Below are 19,238 nucleotides of genomic sequence, written 5' to 3'. Positions count from 1 at the left end.
TGCGATCGCGCAAGCCCTGCCGGACCTCATGATGCCGGTGAAAGTCCGGCGCGGCGTGGTCGGCTTTCTGCGCAACAACCCGACGGTCGCCATCGGCGGTGCACTGCTCGCTATTCTGGTCCTCATCGGAATCTTCGCGCCTTATCTCGGGACTGTCGACCCTACGGCAATAGCACCCGCCAAGCGCATGCGCCCGCCGTCGGAGCTATACTGGTTCGGGACCGATGCGCTTGGCCGCGACGTCTATTCGCGCGTGCTCTATGGCACGCGGGTTTCGCTCACCGTTGGCCTCTCGGTGGCCTGGCTCGCGACGCTTGTGGGTCTCGCCATCGGCCTGGTCTCAGGTTTTGTGCGCTGGGCCGACGGCGTCATCATGCGCGTGATGGACGGCTTGATGTCGATCCCGCCGATCCTGCTCGCGATTGCGCTGATGGCCCTGACGCGCGGCAGCGTCGGCAACGTCATCATGGCCATCACGGTTGCCGAAATCCCGCGCGTGTCGCGCCTGGTGCGCGGCGTCGTGCTGTCGTTGCGCGAGCAGCCTTATGTGGATGCCGCGATCGCCTGCGGCACGCGGACGCCGATGATCATTCTTCGCCACATCCTGCCCAACACGCTGGCGCCGATGCTGGTGCAGGCGACTTATGTTTGCGCCAGCGCGATGATCGTGGAAGCCATTCTTTCCTTCATTGGCGCCGGTACGCCGCCGACCATTCCGTCCTGGGGCAACATCATGGCCGAGGGCAGGGCGCTGTGGCAGGTGAAACCCTACATCGTGTTCTTCCCGGCCGCGTTCCTCTCCGTCACGGTGCTTGCCGTCAACCTCGTCGGCGACGGCTTGCGCGATGCGCTCGATCCGCGCATGGCCAAGAATATCTAGTGTCCCGATTCCGAAGTTCGTTGCATTTCTGGGAGCCACGTTTCGAACTTCGGAATCGAAAGGACACTAGCAAACTTATTGATCTAGTGCGGCTTTGGTTCAGAAGTCCGCACGACGAACCCGCGGCACAAGCGATGCGGACTTCTGAACCGCCGCACTAGGTCTGATCCTATGCCATTGCTCGAAGTCGAGAATCTTCAGACCCATTTTCGTACCCCCGACGGCATCAACCGGGCCGTCGACGGCGTTTCGTTCTACGTCAATGAAGGCGAGACGCTGGCGATCGTCGGCGAATCCGGCTGCGGCAAATCCGTGACCTCGATGTCGCTGATGCGGTTGATTCCGGAGCCGCCGGGCAAGATCGCGGGCTCGATCCGCTTCCGTGGAAAGGATCTCTTGAAACTTTCCGATCGCGAAATGCGGGATATCCGTGGCAACGATATTTCGATGATCTTTCAGGAGCCGATGACGAGCCTCAATCCGGTGCTGACGGTCGGCCGCCAGATCGGCGAGACGCTGCAGCTGCACGAGGGAATTGACAAGGCGGCCGCCGAGAAGCGCGCCGTCGAATTGTTGACGCTGGTCGGCATTCCCGAGCCGGCACGGCGGGTCAAGGAATACCCGCATCAACTGTCGGGCGGCATGCGCCAGCGCGTGATGATCGCGATTTCGCTTGCCTGCAATCCCAAGCTTCTGATCGCGGACGAGCCGACCACCGCGCTCGACGTCACCATCCAGGCGCAGATCCTGCAACTGATGCTGGACTTGAAACGCCGGGTCGGCGCTGCGGTCATCCTGATCACGCATGATCTCGGTGTGGTCGCGGAAGTCGCCGAGCGCGTGATGGTGATGTATGCCGGCCGCAAGGTCGAGGAAGCGCCGGTCGCTGAACTGTTCCGTTCGCCCCGCCATCCCTACACGCAGGGCTTGCTTGGCGCGGTGCCAAAGCTCGGCTCATCGCTGTCAGGCGTGGCGGCACGGCTTGCCGAAATCCCCGGACCGGTGCCGAGCCTCAAGCAGCGCCTCACCGGCTGCGCCTTTGCCGGACGGTGTTCGCTTGCGACCGATCTCTGCCGCGAGGTTGCGCCGGGACTGGAGGAGAAATCCTCGCGCCATTTTGCGGCGTGCCATTTTGCCAAGAAGGAGGCGGCTGCCGCATGAACGCGCCTCTGCTCCAGGTCAATGATCTCAAGAAGCATTTCCCGATCCGCGGCGGTCTTTTCGGCCGCAGCACGAGCCGCGTCTATGCGGTCGACGGCGTGTCGTTCGAGATTGCGCGCGGCGAGACGCTGTCGCTGGTCGGCGAATCCGGTTGCGGCAAATCGACGGTGGGCCGGGCTATCCTGCGGCTGTTCAACATCACGGCAGGACAGGTGGTGCTCGATGGCAAGCGCATCGACGACCTCTCGCCCGAGCGTCTGCGGCGTATCCGCCGCCGCGTGCAGGTGGTGTTCCAGGACCCGTTCTCCAGCCTCAATCCGCGCTTGAGCGTGCGCGATATCCTCGCCGAGCCGATCCGCAATTTCGGACTGGCGAAATCATCCGCCGAACTCGAAGCAAAAGTCGAGAAGCTGATGGATACCGTGCGCCTGCCGCGCGACGCGCTAGGTCGGCGGCCGCACGAATTTTCCGGCGGACAACGTCAGCGCATCTGTATCGCGCGGGCGCTGGCCGCCGAGCCCGACCTGATCGTCTGCGACGAGGCAGTCTCGGCGCTCGACGTTTCGGTCAAGGCGCAGATCGTCAACCTGTTACAGGATCTGCAACGCGAGTTTGGTCTTGCGCTGCTTTTCATCAGCCATGACCTTGCGATCGTCGAGCACATGACGCACCGCGTCGCGGTGATGTATCTTGGCAAGATCGTCGAGATGGCGCCGCGCAACCAGATTTTCGCCGCGCCGAAGCATCCCTATACAAGGGCGCTGCTCTCGGCGGTGCCGGTGCCTGATCCGGCCGCGCGCCGCACGCCGATGATCCTGAAGGGCGACGTGCCGAGCCCGATCAATCCGCCGCGCGGCTGCCGCTTTCATACGCGCTGTCCCTACGTGTTCGATCGTTGCCGCACGGAGGAGCCGGAGCTTCGGCAAGCCGCGGAAGGCCAGTGGGCGGCCTGCCATCTGGATGCATTGCCCGATACGCCCACCTAGACGCGGTTACGCCCGCGCCAGCGCGAGATGGCTCGTCAGCCGTCGCGCAACGTCGCGCCGCAGTGCGTTGAATTCCGGCGACGACACGTCGCGCGGGCGGGGCAGATCAATGCGAAAGTCGCTGTCGATTCGCCCGGGGCCTGCGCTCATGACCAGCACGCGATCGGCGAGCAGCACGGCCTCCTCGACCGAGTGGGTGACGAAGATCGTGGTTACGCCGGTGCGCTTCCAGATCTGCAGCAATTCGTTCTGAAGCTGCTCGCGGGTCAGCGCATCGAGCGCGCCGAACGGCTCGTCCATCAGGAGAATATTGGCGTCGTTGGCGAGCACGCGGGCGATCGCGACGCGCTGCTTCATGCCGCCCGAGAGCTGGTTCGGGTAGCGATCGGCAAAGCGCTCGAGTCCGACCATTTTGACGAACTCGTCGGTGGTCTTGTCGATCTCCTCGCGCGCGAGATGCCGCTGCCGCGGCCCAAAACTGATGTTCTGCCGCACCGTCATCCAGGGAAACAGCGCATAATCCTGAAACACCATGCCGCGGTCGCTGCCGGGCCCGGTGACGGGCTTGCCGTCGATCGCAACGTGGCCGGTGGTCGGTTCTTCAAATCCGGCGATGATCCGCAGCAAGGTCGACTTGCCGCAACCGGACGCGCCGATCATGCAGACGAATTCGCCTTTCGAAATGGCAAGGTCGATCGGCGCCAGCGCCTCGACCTCGTCATCGCCGACGGTAAAGCGCTTGGTCACGCCACGGACGGTCAAAAGATCCTGATGACCATTACTCACGATGCTGCGGGCTCCAGCTGAGCAGGCGATTGCTGATCGCGACGATGATACGGTCGGTGACGAAGCCGCAGGCGCCGATCACGATCATGCCGGTGATGACGAGATCGGTGCGCGATAGCGTGCGGCCATCCATCACGACCGAACCGAGGCCAGTCGGCACGCCCGTCATCTCGCCGACCACGATCAGGATCCAGGCGAAGCCGTGCGCGATCCGCAAGCCATTGAAGATAGCCGGCAGCGAGGCCGGCAGCACGATCTGCCGGAACAGCGAGGGGCCGGTGCAGCCGAGCATGGAAGCTGCCTCGAACAGTTTTGGATCGATCGAGCGCACGCCGAACATGGTGTTCAGGAGGATCGGATAGAATGCGCCGAGGAAGACGAGGAAGATTGCCGCATTCGGCCCGAGGCCGAAGAAGATCATCGACAGCGGCAGCCATGCCGTGACGGGGATCGGACGCAGGACCGAGATCGTGGGGTCGAGCAGTTGCCGCAGCACCTTGATGCGCCCGAGCATCATGCCTAGGGGAATGCCGATCGCGGCGGCGAGCAGGAAACCGCCGTAGACGCGCTGCATCGATTTCCAGATATGGGTCAGGATCGTGCCGCTGAAGGCGTCGTCGTAAATTCCGCCGAAGGTGAAGTCGTACATCATCACCGCGACCTGATACGGGCTGGGTATCAGCCGCGTGCCGGTCATGGCAACGGCGCGGTCCCAAACCAGGATCAGGAGGAGCGGAAAGCCCGCGCCGAGGACGATGGCACGCAGCATCTCCAGCCGCTCGCGCCTTCGGCGCGCGGCGGCAGCGGCCGGCAGGCTTTGTGCGCTGTCGGGCAGGGTGGTGGCGTGGTCACTCACGTGATCAGCTTACATGAACTGTTCGGTGATGGCGTGCGTCAGGTCGGGGGCCTGGCGAACCTGTTTCTTCTCGACCATCAACTCGCTATAGGCCTTGGCGCGGTCGATGAAGGTCTGGTCGATCTTCCAGGTCAGTTCGACGTTCGGCACAGCCTTTTCGATCGATGGGCGCTGCTGGCCGAGTTTCTGCATCGCGACCTCGACCATCTCCTCCGGATGCGCCATGGCATAGTCGGTCGCCTTCTTGTGCATCTCGATGATCATCTTCAGCCGCTCGGGATTTTCCTTGATCATCTTTTCGCTGGCCGAGAGGATCATGTTGAGCGAGCCGATCGGCGTCGAATAGGGATATTCGACCAGCCGGCCGGTGCCGTTGGCGAGGCTGATGCCGGGACCGGGCTCGGCGCCGACATAGGCATCGATATCGCCGCGGGCGAGCCCCGCCGGCATATCGCTGAACGACAGCCGGATCGGCTGAATGTCCTTGACCGACAAGCCTTCGGCCTTCAGGCGCTCGAGGATGACCACCTCTTGCGTCGAACCGGGCCAGATTGCGACGCGCTTGCCCTTGAGGTCCTTGACCGTCTTGATGTCGGATTTGGCATCGGCAACGATGGCCATGCCGCGATTGGTGGCGCCGGCGACAACCACGATCGGCTCTCCGGCCGCTGCTCCCAGCAGGAAGGACGCAATGCCGTGGATGCAGGTATCGACGGTGCCGGTCAGCACAGCATTCTTGCCGTCGGTCGGGCTCTCGAAGGGAATGACTTCGATCTTGTAGCCGGGTGGCGCGAATTTTTCGTAGAAGTAGGGCGTGATGCCGTGAATGAGTTTGAGCGTCCCCACCCGCAGCACCTTGTCGTCGGCGCTCGCCTTTGGCGCTGCCGTCACAAGCGGCAGGATTGCGAATAAAGCGAGCGGCAGGCGGGTCAAAAACGACGCAGCGGGCATGGCAGTCCTTTCAGCCAACACGACAAGACATGATTTTACCCGGCAGTTGCACCCTATACAGCAAGCCCTCCGTCGTGGGAACCATCGAAAAGTTGAGAGGAAATGCGGGGGATAAAGGCTTTGGCGCGGTAACCTTGCCTGCCAATTCCACTGGAATTGAGGGCTTTATTTCCTAGATAATCTCCTCGGGCGGGCGATCGGCTGAGGGAGGCCTTCATGGTCTTGAATCGCGTATTGTTGGCTGCCAGGGGCTTGGCGGTTTTGGGCGTGGCGGCGCTCGCATGGAGCGGTCTTGCGGCTGCGCAGCCTTATAGCCCCGGCGAATTCCTCAATCTCGATCTCTCCAAGGCCGTGCTGTCGCCGAGGCCGCTCGGCCCTGCCGCCAGCTTTACGCCGGGCCCGCTGGACGTCACGATTGATCGCGGCGCCAACCCCGCGCAGGCCAACGCGCAATTGGTGGTCGATCCCAAGACCGTGGCCGTGCAGACAGTTCATGCCGAGGACGATCAGGTTGCCGACCAGAGCAGACCCGCTGCCAGCGCCGCGCGCGCGAACAGAACTCCTCATACGCGCATGGCTCACGCGCGCGCCGAACGGCCGGCTCCGCACAAGCCGCACGCGCTGGTCGCGCTTCACGGGCGCAATCCGATGGAAGCGCAAGCACGGGATACCCGCATTCAGGTCTGGCCCTGCAGGACCGGCGGCATTTGCAACTGGAAGCGATAAGCCTGTCCGGTGACGTCATCTTGATTTGAATGCTGCCGCGCGAGCACATTATCAGCGGCGGGTCGTTATCTCGCGAACAATTCACCTACCTCATTTCTGAAAGCGGTCCGACGCGAGGCTGCTGATCTTTCGGAGTCCATCTCAATGGAAAACCTGCAAACCCAGGGCATCAGCCTGCCGCGACTTGGGCTCGGTACCTTTCGCATGCAAGGCGATGCCTGCCGCGCGGCGGTCGAAAGCGCGCTCGCGCTCGGTTATCGCCACATCGACACGGCTGAAATGTACGGCAACGAGGAAGCGATTGGCGCTGCGATTGCCGCCTCGAAAATCGCGCGCAAGGACCTGCACGTCACGACCAAGGTCTGGAACGAGAATCTTTCGCCGGATGCGATCCGCCGCGCCTTCGATGCCAGTTTGAAGAAGTTGAGACTGGATCGGATCGATCTCTATCTCGTGCATTGGCCGGCGCCGAACATGAACTTGCCCGCGATGTTCGAAACGCTGATGAAGCTGAAACAGGACGGCCGCACGCGCGCCATCGGCGTCGCCAACTTCAACGTCGCGCTGCTGAAAAAAGTCGTCGAAGAGATCAAGGCGCCGGTCGCCTGCAACCAGGTCGAATATCATGTGATGCTCGACCAGACTCCGCTGCGCAAATATCTCGCTACAAAATCGATTCCGCTGGTGGCCTATTGTCCGCTCGTGCAGGGACGGGCGGCAACCAACGACACGCTGATTGCAATCGGCAAGAAGCATGGCGCGAGCGCCACTCAGGTTGCGCTGAAATGGCTGCTCGATCAGGACGGCGTGGCTGCGATCCCGAAGGCTTCGCGGCCTGAGAGCCAGCGCGCCAATCTCGAGGCGCTGAGCCTCGGGCTTGACGACGAAGACCGCCAGGCGATCGCAAATCTGCCCAAAGACCGCCGCTGCGTATCGCCGGGCTTTGCGCCGGCTTGGGATTAAGCCGGCCTGGGATTAAGCCTCATCTAACTGAAAAGAGAGAGTGGCCCCGCCGGTGATACCAGCGGGGCCATTCCTGTGTCGGCCTTGAACTGCGTGGCGCCTTAGCCTTCATGGCGGTGATTCTTGATGATCACCGTCCTGTCGTTGTGATGACGCCAGCCGTGGTCACGATGCCAGGCGTGGTGCCAATCGCGGTGCATTTGATCACGATGCATATGATCACGATGCTTGATCACGACGGTCTCGGCGTTGGCAATCGACGGCGCCGCGATCGCGATCGCACTGATAGCAGCGATGACGTAAGCAAGCTTCTTCATGTTGTCCTCCTCCTTCGAGGTGAAGATTAAACTTCACGGGAGGAAGGAACGTTCCGCGGTATTTTGGAGAGAATTCTGAACAGCGGTTCAGCTTGGAAAACGTTCCGCGCCATTGCAGAAAAATCAGTCGACGATTGCCTGATAGACCAGCGCGTTGATCACTTGCCGATAGTGCCAGCGAAGGGGGCCGGGCGCGGCCGACATGTAGACCACCGCGAGTTCTTCCTTGGGATCGGCCCACCAGTCGGTGCCGCTCGCGCCGGGCCACGAGAACTGTCCGATCGAACCCATCATCTTGACGACGCCAGGCGTTGTGCGCACGGCAAGCCCGAGGCCGAAGCCGTAATCTGCGCGCGTCGGGTCGGCATTGCCGATCAGGTTCTTGATGTTGGGGCCGAGCTGATCCGAGAGCATATAAGCGACGGTGCGCGGACCGAGCAGGCGCGCTTCGCCGCTGCGGCCCTGGTTCATCAGCATCATCGCAAAGCGCAAGTAATCCGAAGCCGTCGAAGCGGCGCAGCCGCCACCGCATTCGAACTTCAGCGGCTGCGTCAGTTCGGGGCTGCGCGCCTGCGGCTTGCCGGTGTCGGGATCGTTTGGCAGCGGCCTCGCATAGCGCGCCGCCTGGTCGGGCGAGATCGCAAAGCCCGTATCGTTCATGCCAAGCGGCGTGAAGAGACTGGCCTTGAGATATTGCCCGAGCGCCTGGCCGCTGATTTTTTCGATGGTGAGACCAAGCAGGTCGAGGCCAAAGCCGTAATCCCAGACGGTTGCCGGCTGATAGAGCAGGGGAAGCGAGGCGAGCTTGTCGACGAAAGCGGCGCCGTCATATTCGCGTGACGCATCGCCGCTGCCGGCCGGGTACATCTTGTGCACCAGCGTATTGCCGCGGCCGCCATAGATGATTCCGGAGGTGTGACGCATCAGGTCCTGGATCGTGATCTGCCTGACGGCCGGCACGGTCTCAGCCGTTGGTTCGCCATTGGCGTCGCGCGCGGCGACCTTCATGTTCGAAAATTTCGGAAAATACTTCGACAGGGGATCGCCGATCAGGAGCTGGCCGCGCTCGTAGAGCATCAGGGCGCCAACGGTCACCATCGGCTTGGTCATGGAGGCGATGTTGAAGATAGTGTCGGTGGTCATGGCGACGCCGGCCGCCTTGTCGCGCCAGCCATGGGCGTCGAGCGCGACGAGCTTGCCATGCCGGGCGATCGCGATCACCGCGCCGGGAATGCGCCCGGCAGCTATATCGGCTTTCAGCACCTCGCCGATCCGCGCCAGCCGCTCGCTCGACATGCCGACTTCTTCCGGCTTGGCGCGCGGCAGGTCGGCCGCAAAGACCGTACCGGAGGCGAAGAATCCCAGTGTGACAGCGAGCAAGCGAAGGCGGATCATTGAGCGTCTCCCGTTTGGGCTCTGCGGCCCTTTTGAGAGATTATGCCAATGACATTTTCCCGGCCAGCCGCGTTGACGCAGGCGCGGTCTGCGGCTTGCGCAAATGCTCGAGCCATCGCATCATCAAGCTATAAGAAAAGCTATATTTGGGGAGAACGCCAACATGTCCGAACTGTCACGCCGTCATTTCCTGGCCGGTACGGCCGCCGCCGCGTTGTCGATGTCGCCGGCGCTCGCCGCGATGGGGCCGAACGACAAATTCGATCTCGTGATCAAGGGCGGTGACGTGCTCGATCCGAGCCAGTCGCTCCGGGGCAAACGCGACATCGGCATTCGCTGGGGCGTGATCGAAGCGGTCGAGGCGGACATTCCCGCCGCGCGCGCTTTGAAGGCCATCGACGCATCCGGAAAACTCGTCACGCCCGGCCTGGTCGACCTGCATTGCCACGTCTACCCCTACGGCTCGGCGATCGGCATTCCCGCCGACGAACTCGTGCAATTCCAGGGCACCACGACCGTGGTGTCGGCGGGCGATGCTGGCGTCAACAATCTCGCGGCGCTGCGCCGCTTCATCGTCGCGCAGACGCGGGCGCGGATGTACGCGTTCCTCCACATCGCCAATAACGGGCTGTCGGCGTTCCCGGTCGCCGAGCTCTACAACATCGACAATGCGCAGGTGGAGGCTTGCGCGATGGGGCTTGCGGAGAACCAGGACTTCCTGATCGGCGTCAAGGTTCGGATGTCGGAGAACGTCATCTTCAAGCACGGCATCGAGCCGCTCAAGCGCGGCATCCAGGCCTGCGAGATGTGCGGCTGGCCGGCCAGGATGATGGTGCATATCGGCGGCGTCGAGACGCCGCAATTGATGAGCGACATTCTCAATCTGCTGCGGCCCGGCGACGTCCTCACCCACAGCTATTCCGGCGCGCCGAACATGGCCGGTGCCTTCACCAACATCGTGCAGGACGGCAAGCTCTTGCCGGCGGCGCTCGCCGCCAAGCAGCGCGGCGTGATCTTCGACGTCGGCCATGGCGGCGGCAGCTTCGATTTCACGGTGGCGGAAGTCGCGATTCCAGCAGGCGCGACGCCGGATACGCTGTCCTCTGACATCCACGTTTTCTCCGGCAATGCGCCGGGTATCCCGTATTTGCCCAACGTCATGGGAAAGTTCATGGCGCTGGGTTTCTCGCTCGAGCAGGTGGTGGCGATGGCGACCATCGCGCCGGCCAAGATCATCAACCGCGCGCCTAAAATCGGCACGCTTCAGATTGGCGCACCCGGCGACGTCTCGATCATGGACGTCGTGGAAGGCCCCGTCACCTTCGTCGACACCCGCAACAACAAGCGCGACGGCAAGGTGCAGTTGAAGCCGGTGCAGACCGTGATCAACGGCGTGCCGTTCGGTCGGCCCTATCAGGCGCCGTTCGCGGTGAGGTGAGGAAGAGCGGCGGTCGCGTGCGTTTCTCCGTTTGTTTTAAACAATTGGTGAGAAAGCCCACTCGTGCGCGGGCCGCTGCCCTAGTGCGGCGAATTTGAAGCTCCTATCAATTTCGCCGCGGGTTCGTTATAGGAGCTTCAAATTTAGGGCCGCACTAGAAAACCATAGTTGCTAGAGCTCCTTTGATTCCGGAGTTCGCATCAGAGGCCGCCCGAACAGCTTGCGAACTTCGGAATCGGAGCTCTAGTTCGCCATTGACGGATTTCGTCGCGGGATGCAGCATGCGGCCGTTCTCAGGGCAGGGTGAAATTCCCTACCGGCGGTATGCAGCCTCTCGCTGCGAGCCCGCGAGCGCCTTCTTTGAAAGTCGTCTTTGAAAGAAGGGTCGAGCAGATCAGGTGAGATGCCTGAGCCGACGGTCAAAGTCCGGATGAAAGAGAACGCGCGAGCCATTCCCGGCGTCAATGCAGGGTTGGCGCGCACGTGATCGCCTTGGGTGACGTGTCGGTTACCGGAAAGGAGATCGCTGTGACACACACCCGATATGTATTTGTCGAAACCAATTGGGATGGCGGCATCGCCAGCCCCGCCCTCGCTGGCCCCGTGCAGCTCACCTCCGTGCGGAAGGTTGCAGTTTTCGATGGACCGGGCAGGTCTGATCTGCGTCATGACGCTGGCAGGCAGCCCGTTGCCGGGCTAAATGCACGATCCCTGTAGCGAGAGACCCTCAAGAGACCGATATGGCTGACCCAATCCAGGAAGTTCTGTTTGCCTTTGCCCAGGGCGAGCTTGTCGTCGTCACCGACGACGACGATCGCGAAGGCGAGGGCGATCTGATCGTCGCCGCCTCGCTATGCACGCCCGAGAAGATGGCGTTCATCATCCGCCACACCTCCGGCATCGTCTGCGCGCCGATCACCCAGGAAGACGCGCGCCGCCTGCGGCTAGATCCCATGGTGGCGCATAACGATTCCAGCCACACCACCGCCTTCACCGTCTCGATCGACTACAAGCCGGACGGCGGCACCGGGATTTCGGCGGAAGAACGCGCCTCCTGCTGCCGGGCGCTGGCCAATCCGAATGTCGGCGCCAACGATTTCGCCCGGCCCGGCCACGTGTTTCCGCTGATCGCCCGCGACGGCGGGGTGCTGCTGCGCTCGGGCCATACGGAAGCCGCGGTCGACCTGTGCAGGTTGAGCGGCCTGCCGCCGGTCGGCGTCATCAGCGAATTGATGAACGACGACGGGTCGGTGATGAAGGGCGCGCAGGTGGCCGAATTCGCCAAGGCCCACAAGCTCAAGCATGTCACGATTGCAGAGCTGATCGCCTACCGCCAGGGGCGCGAGAAGCTGATCGAACGCGTTTCGACCTTCAGCATCGATAGCCCCATCGGGCCGATGCAGGGTTTCGCCTACCGCTCGCCGTTCGATTCCATTGCCCACGTGGCGTTTGTCTATAACGGCGTCGGTGACGGTAGAAAGGTGCTGACGCGGTTCCACAAGCCCAACATTGTGCGGGACGTCTTCACCGGGCCGAAGCAGATGAAATCGGTGCTGGAGCATTTCAAGAAAAACGGTAGCGGCGTTCTGGTCTACCTGCGCGATGGTGCTGCCGGCGTCCCGGTTGCTCCCTTGCCGGAGGAAAAGACTGCGGAGGCCGATCGCAACAAGCAATGGCGCGAGGTCGGCGTCGGCGCGCAGATCCTGCGCGATCTCGGCGTCACCTCGATCCGGAACCTGACGTCGTCATTGCACGACTACAAGGGGCTTTCCGGATTCGGCATCGAGATCGTATCGAACGAGCAGCTTGAAAACTGACGTCGCCGGCTGATGACGAGTTGTCGCAGGCACATCGCACACAGGCCTTGCTCATTTCGCATCTCGAAATGGGCGAGGGAGGTGCAATTGCGCTTCCTTGCCGATCGTTTTAAAATAAAGGCATCTTTGTGAAAGGATTTTCCATGAGCGTGCGCCCTCAGGCCAAGGACAAACCGGCTCCCGTCAATTTTCAATGGGACGACCCGTTCCTGCTCGACGACCAGTTGACCGAAGATGAGCGGATGATCCGCGATACCGCGCGCGCCTACGCGCAGGACAAGCTGCTGCCGCGAGTCACCAAGGCCTATCTGGAAGAGAAGGTCGATCGCGATATCTTCCATGAAATGGGCGAACTCGGGCTCATCGGCATCACGCTGCCGGAAGAGTATGGCTGCGCCAACGCCAGCTACGTCGCTTATGGCCTGGTGGCGCGCGAGATCGAACGCGTCGATTCCGGCTACCGTTCGATGAATTCGGTGCAGTCCTCGCTGGTGATGCACCCGATCTACGCCTATGGCGACGAGAACCAGCGCAAGAAATATCTGCCCAAGCTCGCGACCGGCGAGTGGGTCGGCTGTTTCGGCCTGACCGAGCCCGATGCCGGTTCCGATCCCGGCGGCATGAAGACCCGCGCGGAGAAGACCTCCGACGGTTACCGTCTGAGCGGCTCCAAGATGTGGATCTCCAACGCGCCGATCGCCGACGTGTTCGTGATCTGGGCGAAGTCCGCCGAACACAACAACCAGATCCGCGGCTTCATCCTCGAAAAAGGCATGAAGGGACTTTCGGCGCCGAAGATCGGCGGCAAGCTGTCGCTACGCGCCTCCGTGACAGGCGAAGTCGTGATGGACGGGGTCGAGGTGCCCGAAAGCGCGCTGCTCCCCAACGTCTCCGGCCTCAAGGGACCGTTCGGCTGTCTCAATCGCGCCCGCTACGGGATTTCCTGGGGCGCGATGGGCGCGGCCGAAGACTGCATGCATCGCGCGCGACAATACACGCTCGACCGCAGGCAGTTCAACAAGCCCTTGGCGGCAACCCAATTGGTGCAGAAGAAGCTCGCCGACATGCAGACGGAAATCGCATTGGGCTTGCAGGCCTCATTGCGCGTCGGGCGGCTGATGGACGAGGGCAAGATGGCCCCGGAGATGATCTCCATCGTCAAGCGCAACAATTGCGGCAAGGCGCTCGACATCGCCCGCACCGCGCGCGACATGCACGGCGGCAACGGCATCCAGATCGAATATCACGTGATGCGGCACACCGCGAACCTCGAGACGGTGAATACCTACGAGGGTACGCATGACGTTCATGCCCTGATCCTGGGGCGGGCCATCACCGGCATTCAGGCGTTTATGTAAGGCTCCGACCTCATCCTGAGGAGGCCGCGCTTCGCGGGCGTCTCGAAGGATGGCCACGGAAATCGAATTTGTTCATGCTTCGAGACGGCCCTTTCGGGCCTCCTCAGCATGAGGAGCGGTTAAAGCCGCTCCAATCAGGAAGAAAAATGGCCGACACCGACGACGTCCCGTTCAACCGCAACTTTCCGCTTCAACCCGGCGTGGTCGAGGAAGTCCGGCCGGACGTGCGACGCATCCTCTGCAACAATCCGTCGCCGTTCACCTTCACGGGCACGGTGAGTTACATCGTCGGTCGCGGCAAGGTCGCGATCATCGATCCCGGTCCTGGCGATGAAGCCCATGCGAAAGCGTTGCTTGAGGCCGTAGCCGGCGAGACCGTGACGCATATTCTCGTGACCCACACCCATCGCGACCATTCGGTCAATACGCCGCGGATCAAACAGGCCACCGGCGCGCCTGTCTATGCCGAGGGCCCGCATCGCGCCTCGCGGCCGCGCTTCGAAAGCGAGAAGCACAATCCAGAGTCCGGCGCCGACCGCGACTTTCGGCCCGACATCCAGATCAGCGATGGCGACGTCATCGAAGGCGACGGCTGGAGGCTCGAGACGGTTGCGACGCCGGGCCACACCGCCAACCATCTGGCCTTCGCCTGGCCCGAACAAAAGTTTCTGTTCGTCGGCGATCACGTGATGGGGTGGTCGACCTCGATCGTCGCGCCGCCGGATGGGTCGATGGTCGACTACATGGCCTCGCTGGAAAAGCTTAGCCAGCGGCCTGAGGACCTTTACTTCTCGGGCCATGGTCCGGAAATTCCCGATGCGGCGCGTTACGTGCGCTTCCTGATCCGTCACCGTCAGGCGCGCGAAGCCTCGATCCTGCATCGGCTTGCGAAAGGCGAGGCGGATATCCCGACCATCGTGCGCGCGATCTATATCGGCATTGATCCGCGGCTGATGAATGCGGCCGGCTATTCCGTGCTTGCGCATCTGGAGGATCTGGTCGGACGCGGCATTGCCGCAACCGACGGCGATCCGGTGATCGGCGGCACCTACAGGCTGGCCGCGTCCTGAACGGTTACTTCTTCACGGTCTTCGCCGGCGTCTTCTGAGGCGCAGGCGCCGTCTTCTTTGCCGGTTTCAACGCGTCGGCGTCGGCCGCGGTGTTGAGATCGTCGATCAGCTTGCGCACGCGCGCCGCGTTGCTGCCGAGGTCGCTCTCGAAATAGCGCGAGGCCGAACGGATATCGACGCGCGAATCCTCATCGTCGGGCGTGACGCGGATCGACACGTCCTCGCGGAATCCCATGATCGGCGTGCGCGCCACCGCCTCGATCCGGCCGACCCGGCGCGGCGGCTGCGGAGGACGCTCGTCGATGATCAGCCATTTGCGCTTGGTGACGAGCTGCAAGGTGATCTCATAGGCGCGCTGCACCGGGAGTTCGAGCTCCACCGTTTCGATGTCGGGATAGGAGGTTCGCTGTTGCTCGGCCGAGTAGAGGCCGGCATAGACCGCAGGATTAGCGCCGTCGCCGCTACGCAAGCGCGCCAGGGCCTCAAATCGCGGCGGATCGATCGGGTCGGTCGTGATGTCGTGGATCGGCGGCAGCCTGCGGTATTGCACGGCCAAATAGGCCGGATAGGCGAGCAAGACAGCGTTGATCAGGAATGCCAGCAGGATGCGGCTCATGCCGCGTGCGCCGCTTTGCCAGATTGCGGCCGCACCGATCAGGCCGAGCAGAATGGAGACGCCCGCAATGGCGAGCGCGCCAAAGAAAGTCGCGAGCGCCGGTTTGATTTCAAGAAAGCCAAAGCGGACGATGAGGATCGAGACCAGGACCGCAACCACGGCGAATACCGCCAGGTTGCGTGACCATGACGCCAGGCCTGACACGGGCTCCGATAGATAGGGCGCAGAAAACCTGCGGGCCATGGGCGCTGCTCTTGGCCTTATTGACCGGGTTAGTAACAGCCGGGCGGAACCGGCCGGGCTCGATGAGCCCGCTTGAGACCACGAAGCCCGGCCGAATTCAAGGGAGGTGTACAAATGGGCCGCAACGTTATCAGACCATTTGGGGCCAAATCCTTATGTCCCCGGAAAACTGTAGGCCTTGAATTGCTCGCGCAGCGCGGTCTTCAGGATCTTGCCGGTCGCGGTATGCGGAATACCATCGACGAACACGACGTCGTCGGGCATCCACCATTTGGCGATCTTGCCGTCCATGAATTTCAGAATGTCCTCGCGGCTCGCGTTCTGGCCCTGCTTGAGCTGGACGATGAGCAGGGGACGCTCGTCCCATTTGGGATGATGCAGGCCGATCACGGCAGCTTCCGCCACCGCCGGATGCGCGACCGCAAGATTTTCCAGGTCGATCGATGAGATCCACTCGCCGCCGGACTTGATCACATCCTTGGAGCGGTCGGTGATCCGCATATAGCCGTCAGAATCGATGGTGGCGACGTCGCCGGTGTCGAAAAATCCATTGTCGTCGAGAATGTTTGTGTCGACGCGGAAATAGGCTTTGGCGACCGCTGGTCCCGAAACCTTCAGGCGGCCGAAAGTCGTGCCGTCCCATGCGATTTCCTTGCCGGCATCATCGGTAATTTTCATCTGCACGCCGAACGGCGGATACCCCTGGGTCTGCAGGATGTCGAGCGCTTTCTCGCCGGTCAGCTCGTTGTAGGGCGGCTTGAGAGCGGCGAGCGTGCCGATCGGGCTCATCTCGGTCATGCCCCAGGCATGTCGCGCCACGACGCCCATATCGTTGAAGGCCTTGATCATCGAGCGCGGCATCGCCGAGCCGCCGCACACGACAAAGCGCAAATGCGGCAGCTTCAGCTTGTTGGTGGCCATGTGATTGAGCAGCATCAGCCACACCGTCGGCACGCCCGCGGTATGGGTGACCTTTTCGGTGTCCAGAAGCTCGAAGACGGAAGCGCCGTCGAGCTTGGGCCCGGGCATCACCAGCTTGGTCCCCATCGACGGTGCCGAGAATGCGATGCCCCAGCTGTTGGCGTGGAACAGCGGGACCACCGGCAGCATTGTGTCGCTGGCGCAGGCGCCAAGCGAATCGCCGGTATTGGCCATCAGCGCGTGCAGCACGTTGGAGCGATGCGAATACAAGACGCCCTTGGGATCGCCCGTGGTGCCGGACGTGTAGCACATCGCGGCTGCGGTATTTTCGTCGAAGGTTTTCCATTTGAAGTCGCCGTCGACTTCGCCGATCCAGTCCTCATAGGCGACCGCGTTCTTCAACGTGGTCTCCGGCATATGGGCTTTGTCGGTGAGCACGACATAGCGCTCGACACTGGAAAGCTTGTCGGCGATTTTTTCCAGAATGGGCACGAAGGTGATGTCGGTCATCACCACGCGGTCCTGGGCGTGATTGATGATCCAGGCGATCTGTTCGGGGAACAGCCGCGGGTTGACGGTATGGCAAATCGCGCCGATCCCCATGATGCCGTACCAGGCCTCGAGGTGACGCCAGGTGTTCCAGGCGATGGTGGCGACACGGTCGCCGAGCTTGATGCCGTCGCGATCCAGCCGCTGCGAGATCTTCAGCGCGCGCTTGTGGATTTCGGCATAATTGGTGCGATGGATGGGACCTTCGACCGACCGCGTGACAACTTCCTGCTTGCCATGGATTGTCGCTGCGTGCTCCAGAATTCGGTGACACAGCAAAGGCCAGTCTTGCATCAAACCAAGCATACTTACGTCCCTCCAGAATGTGCTGTCGCGTTTCGCGGTTCTTTTGCGCGAATTGACGCAAAGTCTAGCGCGGAGAAGGGATGCCGCAAGTGGGCTTCTCGTGGCAAATGCGTCTGCCGGGCCGCCATGGTTACCGCCGCGGCGCTGCTGTTCGCCGGTTACGGCCCCACACATACTGCGGCCGCCAGGGCTCTCTCGGCCAAGGCGCGCGTCACGGCCAGGGTGCCGCTGCCTAGGCCGCGTCCGGCGGAGGCTCCGTCGGCCAAGGCAGAGCCGTCAACCGCTCCGGACGAAAAGAATACCGAAAAGGCTGAGCCGCCCCCGCCATCCGCCTGCCGGCTCGCTTTGACCGATCAGGTCGCGATTGCGCCGAGCATTCCCGATATCCACGGCCCCGGCGGCTGCGGCGGCGAGGATCTGGTGCGGCTGGAGGCCGTGGTGCTGCCGGACCAACATCACGTCGCGCTCAAGCCGGCGGCAATCCTGCGCTGCAAGATGGCGTCCGCGGTCGCCGACTGGGTTCGCACCGACGTCGCGGCGCTCGCCAAAAGTATGGGCAGCGTCGTTACCGACCTCGACAATTTCGATTCCTTCGAATGCCGCAGCCGCAATCGCATCGCCGGCGCCATGTTGTCGGAACACGGCCGCGCCAACGCACTCGACGTTCGTTCCTTCAAATTCGCCGATGGCCGGACCATCTCGCTGACCGACCGCAACGTGGCGAGGGACGTGCGCGAGAGCGTGCTGCATTCAGTGTGCACGCGATTCACGACTGTGCTGGGGCCGGGCTCGGACGGCTACCACGAGGACCACATCCATCTCGATCTGATGGAGCGCCACAACAACTACCGGATTTGCCAGTGGTATGTCTGGGATCCGCTGCCGGCCGTTGCGCCGATGCTCCCCGAGCCAAGGCCGGAGGGCGCGCCACCGCGCGAGGTCACTGACGAGCCCGCCGGCGACAAACCTGCGCCCGATCAAACGGCGCAAAAACCGCCAGCCGATCATCCGCCAGCAAAAAAGCGCCGGTAAAACCGGCGCTCTTGTTTCCGTCAAATCAGAAGCGGTGGCTTACTGCCACGAACCAAAGCTGGTGTTGCCGCCGCCGCTCTGTGCCATCTGCGACGAACCGCCGAACGGCGAGTCACTGCCGTGGTGGGGCGCGAGCACGACCACGATGGTGCCCATCTTGGCGCGGTTATAGAGATCGATCACGTCTTCGTTCGTCATCCGGATGCAACCAGAGGAGATCGACTGGCCGATATATTCCGGCTGGTTGGTGCCGTGAATCCGGAACAGCGTATCCTTGCCGCCGGAATACAGATACATCGCGCGCGAGCCCATCGGATTGTCCGGACCGGGCGGCACGAAAGTGGGAACGCCGAGGCGCTCGATCTCGCCCTTGGTCGGATGCCAGGCCGGCCACTCAGTCATCGCGCCGATCTTGGCGATGCCCGACCACGCCATCGCTTCTTCGCCCACGGTGATGCCGTAGCGGATCGCCTTGCCGTCGTTCATCACGTAGTAGAGATAATGGTTGTCGGAATCCACCACGATCGAGCCAGGCGCTTCCTTGCGCTGATAGTCGACAATCGCGCGGCGGAAGTTCTCCGGCGGCTGCACGTTCTCGTAGCGAACCTTCGCGAGCAGTTCCTTGTCGCGCTGCTTGAACGCGGCGGTATTGGTCGCCTCATAGTTTGCCGTTTCCATGCACCCCGAGAGCAGGAACCCGGCGGCTGTCACAGCCATTGCCAATTTCAGCGACGTCAGTTTCAACGGCATCTTGGATTTCCAATCGAAAGTGATGCGTTCGAGGCGAAAAACGTCCGCTCGCCACGATTCCATCTGCACTCCCACATTATCGCCGAAATTGGCAATAATTCCAGCGCCTAGATGGCA

18 protein-coding genes and 1 riboswitch are annotated in these 19,238 nt (G+C 62.4%); of the genes, 10 read left to right on the top strand and 8 right to left on the bottom strand.

The genetic code is table 11. From position 1 onward, the window contains the following. The first annotated feature begins 28 nt into the window (after nucleotides 1–28). From VFB05_RS04040 to VFB05_RS04030, 3 genes are all read left to right on the top strand, one after another. Nucleotides 29–880, top strand: coding sequence for an ABC transporter permease (locus tag VFB05_RS04040; protein ID WP_414643148.1), 852 nt, complete (start codon nucleotides 29–31; stop codon nucleotides 878–880). Between the two features lie 171 nt (nucleotides 881–1,051). Then, a complete protein-coding gene (locus VFB05_RS04035; RefSeq protein WP_325009046.1) occupies nucleotides 1,052–2,041 on the top strand; it encodes an ABC transporter ATP-binding protein in 990 nt (329 codons plus the stop codon). Further along, the gene (locus VFB05_RS04030; protein ID WP_325009043.1) at nucleotides 2,038–3,027 is read left to right on the top strand and encodes an ABC transporter ATP-binding protein; all 990 of its coding nucleotides are present in this window, start codon (nucleotides 2,038–2,040) and stop codon (nucleotides 3,025–3,027) included. Before VFB05_RS04035 ends, VFB05_RS04030 begins: the two co-directional genes overlap by 4 nt. A gap of 6 nt (nucleotides 3,028–3,033) precedes the next feature. Here the strand turns inward: VFB05_RS04030 and VFB05_RS04025 are convergent, their stop codons facing one another. From VFB05_RS04025 to VFB05_RS04015, 3 genes are all read right to left on the bottom strand, one after another. Beyond that, nucleotides 3,034–3,813, bottom strand: coding sequence for an ABC transporter ATP-binding protein (locus VFB05_RS04025; protein ID WP_414643146.1), 780 nt, complete (start codon nucleotides 3,811–3,813; stop codon nucleotides 3,034–3,036). Further along, nucleotides 3,806–4,582 carry an ABC transporter permease gene (locus tag VFB05_RS04020; RefSeq protein ID WP_414643147.1) on the bottom strand — a complete coding sequence of 259 codons (777 nt, stop codon included), beginning with the start codon at nucleotides 4,580–4,582 and terminating at the stop codon, nucleotides 3,806–3,808. Before VFB05_RS04020 ends, VFB05_RS04025 begins: the two co-directional genes overlap by 8 nt. Nucleotides 4,583–4,678: 96 nt before the next feature. Beyond that, complete coding sequence (locus VFB05_RS04015) at nucleotides 4,679–5,620, bottom strand: NrtA/SsuA/CpmA family ABC transporter substrate-binding protein (protein WP_325009038.1); 942 nt, start codon at nucleotides 5,618–5,620, stop codon at nucleotides 4,679–4,681. Between the two features lie 216 nt (nucleotides 5,621–5,836). Between VFB05_RS04015 and VFB05_RS04010 the strand changes: the two genes are divergently transcribed. Both VFB05_RS04010 and VFB05_RS04005 read left to right on the top strand, forming a co-directional pair. Then, nucleotides 5,837–6,346 carry a hypothetical protein gene (locus tag VFB05_RS04010; RefSeq protein WP_325009036.1) on the top strand — a complete coding sequence of 170 codons (510 nt, stop codon included), beginning with the start codon at nucleotides 5,837–5,839 and terminating at the stop codon, nucleotides 6,344–6,346. 144 nt (nucleotides 6,347–6,490) lie between these two features. Then, complete coding sequence (locus VFB05_RS04005; protein WP_325009034.1) at nucleotides 6,491–7,309, top strand: aldo/keto reductase; 819 nt, start codon at nucleotides 6,491–6,493, stop codon at nucleotides 7,307–7,309. A 101-nt stretch (nucleotides 7,310–7,410) separates the two neighbouring features. On the opposite strand, the gene VFB05_RS04000 is transcribed toward VFB05_RS04005, so the two are convergent. Together VFB05_RS04000 and VFB05_RS03995 are read right to left on the bottom strand one after the other, a co-directional pair. Continuing rightward, nucleotides 7,411–7,626: a hypothetical protein gene (locus VFB05_RS04000; protein WP_325009032.1), complete on the bottom strand. Its 216-nt coding sequence runs from the start codon at nucleotides 7,624–7,626 to the stop codon at nucleotides 7,411–7,413. Nucleotides 7,627–7,749: 123 nt separating this feature from the next. Beyond that, nucleotides 7,750–9,021, bottom strand: coding sequence for a serine hydrolase domain-containing protein (locus tag VFB05_RS03995; RefSeq protein WP_325009030.1), 1,272 nt, complete (start codon nucleotides 9,019–9,021; stop codon nucleotides 7,750–7,752). Nucleotides 9,022–9,184: 163 nt separating this feature from the next. Between VFB05_RS03995 and VFB05_RS03990 the strand changes: the two genes are divergently transcribed. The 4 genes from VFB05_RS03990 to VFB05_RS03975 all read left to right on the top strand — a co-directional run bounded on the left by VFB05_RS03990 (nucleotide 9,185) and on the right by VFB05_RS03975 (nucleotide 14,704). Then, on the top strand, nucleotides 9,185–10,459 hold the full coding sequence (locus VFB05_RS03990) for an amidohydrolase/deacetylase family metallohydrolase (protein WP_325009027.1): 1,275 nt from the start codon (nucleotides 9,185–9,187) through the stop codon (nucleotides 10,457–10,459). 285 nt (nucleotides 10,460–10,744) lie between these two features. Beyond that, nucleotides 10,745–10,905: riboswitch (FMN riboswitch) on the top strand. Between the two features lie 294 nt (nucleotides 10,906–11,199). Further along, entirely contained in the window at nucleotides 11,200–12,276 is a 1,077-nt protein-coding gene (gene ribB, locus VFB05_RS03985) for a 3,4-dihydroxy-2-butanone-4-phosphate synthase (RefSeq protein ID WP_325009025.1), read from the top strand. Between the two features lie 143 nt (nucleotides 12,277–12,419). After that, nucleotides 12,420–13,634, top strand: a complete 1,215-nt coding sequence (locus tag VFB05_RS03980; protein WP_325009023.1) for an acyl-CoA dehydrogenase — start codon at nucleotides 12,420–12,422, stop codon at nucleotides 13,632–13,634. A gap of 146 nt (nucleotides 13,635–13,780) precedes the next feature. Then, entirely contained in the window at nucleotides 13,781–14,704 is a 924-nt protein-coding gene (locus VFB05_RS03975; RefSeq protein ID WP_325009021.1) for an MBL fold metallo-hydrolase, read from the top strand. 4 nt (nucleotides 14,705–14,708) lie between these two features. Here the strand turns inward: VFB05_RS03975 and VFB05_RS03970 are convergent, their stop codons facing one another. Then, entirely contained in the window at nucleotides 14,709–15,563 is an 855-nt protein-coding gene (locus VFB05_RS03970; protein ID WP_325009019.1) for a DUF1499 domain-containing protein, read from the bottom strand. 153 nt (nucleotides 15,564–15,716) lie between these two features. After that, nucleotides 15,717–17,339: a fatty-acid--CoA ligase gene (locus VFB05_RS03965; protein ID WP_325009017.1), complete on the bottom strand. Its 1,623-nt coding sequence runs from the start codon at nucleotides 17,337–17,339 to the stop codon at nucleotides 15,717–15,719. A 126-nt stretch (nucleotides 17,340–17,465) separates the two neighbouring features. On the opposite strand from VFB05_RS03965, the gene VFB05_RS03960 reads away from it, so the two are divergent. Next, a complete protein-coding gene (locus tag VFB05_RS03960; RefSeq protein WP_325009015.1) occupies nucleotides 17,466–18,371 on the top strand; it encodes an extensin family protein in 906 nt (301 codons plus the stop codon). Nucleotides 18,372–18,410: 39 nt separating this feature from the next. Here VFB05_RS03960 and VFB05_RS03955 read toward each other — a convergent pair whose 3' ends face one another. Next, nucleotides 18,411–19,121 carry a L,D-transpeptidase gene (locus VFB05_RS03955; protein WP_414643145.1) on the bottom strand — a complete coding sequence of 237 codons (711 nt, stop codon included), beginning with the start codon at nucleotides 19,119–19,121 and terminating at the stop codon, nucleotides 18,411–18,413. Nucleotides 19,122–19,238: the final 117 nt, after the last annotated feature.

The sequence above is a fragment of the Bradyrhizobium sp. genome, assembly GCF_035652035.1.
In the GTDB taxonomy this organism is placed as follows: Bacteria; Pseudomonadota; Alphaproteobacteria; order Rhizobiales; family Xanthobacteraceae; genus Bradyrhizobium.
Note: the sequence above shows the minus strand (reverse complement) of the source record. Positions and strands in the feature narration are given on the sequence as shown.

Excerpts from the sequence above, each read along its gene's own strand:
- VFB05_RS04010 (WP_325009036.1), top strand. The coding sequence starts at position 5,837 with ATGGTCTTGAATCGCGTATTGTTGGCTGCCAGGGGCTTGGCGGTTTTG.
- VFB05_RS03965 (WP_325009017.1), bottom strand. The coding sequence starts at position 17,339 with ATGCTTGGTTTGATGCAAGACTGGCCTTTGCTGTGTCACCGAATTCTG.
- VFB05_RS04030 (WP_325009043.1), top strand. The coding sequence starts at position 2,038 with ATGAACGCGCCTCTGCTCCAGGTCAATGATCTCAAGAAGCATTTCCCG.
- VFB05_RS03960 (WP_325009015.1), top strand. The coding sequence starts at position 17,466 with ATGGTTACCGCCGCGGCGCTGCTGTTCGCCGGTTACGGCCCCACACAT.
- VFB05_RS03955 (WP_414643145.1), bottom strand. The coding sequence starts at position 19,121 with ATGCCGTTGAAACTGACGTCGCTGAAATTGGCAATGGCTGTGACAGCC.
- VFB05_RS04015 (WP_325009038.1), bottom strand. The coding sequence starts at position 5,620 with ATGCCCGCTGCGTCGTTTTTGACCCGCCTGCCGCTCGCTTTATTCGCA.
- VFB05_RS04020 (WP_414643147.1), bottom strand. The coding sequence starts at position 4,582 with ATGCTGCGTGCCATCGTCCTCGGCGCGGGCTTTCCGCTCCTCCTGATC.
- VFB05_RS04035 (WP_325009046.1), top strand. The coding sequence starts at position 1,052 with ATGCCATTGCTCGAAGTCGAGAATCTTCAGACCCATTTTCGTACCCCC.
- ribB (WP_325009025.1), top strand. The coding sequence starts at position 11,200 with ATGGCTGACCCAATCCAGGAAGTTCTGTTTGCCTTTGCCCAGGGCGAG.
- VFB05_RS03970 (WP_325009019.1), bottom strand. The coding sequence starts at position 15,563 with ATGGCCCGCAGGTTTTCTGCGCCCTATCTATCGGAGCCCGTGTCAGGC.
- VFB05_RS04005 (WP_325009034.1), top strand. The coding sequence starts at position 6,491 with ATGGAAAACCTGCAAACCCAGGGCATCAGCCTGCCGCGACTTGGGCTC.
- VFB05_RS04040 (WP_414643148.1), top strand. The coding sequence starts at position 29 with ATGATGCCGGTGAAAGTCCGGCGCGGCGTGGTCGGCTTTCTGCGCAAC.
- VFB05_RS04000 (WP_325009032.1), bottom strand. The coding sequence starts at position 7,626 with ATGAAGAAGCTTGCTTACGTCATCGCTGCTATCAGTGCGATCGCGATC.
- VFB05_RS03990 (WP_325009027.1), top strand. The coding sequence starts at position 9,185 with ATGTCCGAACTGTCACGCCGTCATTTCCTGGCCGGTACGGCCGCCGCC.
- VFB05_RS03980 (WP_325009023.1), top strand. The coding sequence starts at position 12,420 with ATGAGCGTGCGCCCTCAGGCCAAGGACAAACCGGCTCCCGTCAATTTT.
- VFB05_RS03995 (WP_325009030.1), bottom strand. The coding sequence starts at position 9,021 with ATGATCCGCCTTCGCTTGCTCGCTGTCACACTGGGATTCTTCGCCTCC.
- VFB05_RS03975 (WP_325009021.1), top strand. The coding sequence starts at position 13,781 with ATGGCCGACACCGACGACGTCCCGTTCAACCGCAACTTTCCGCTTCAA.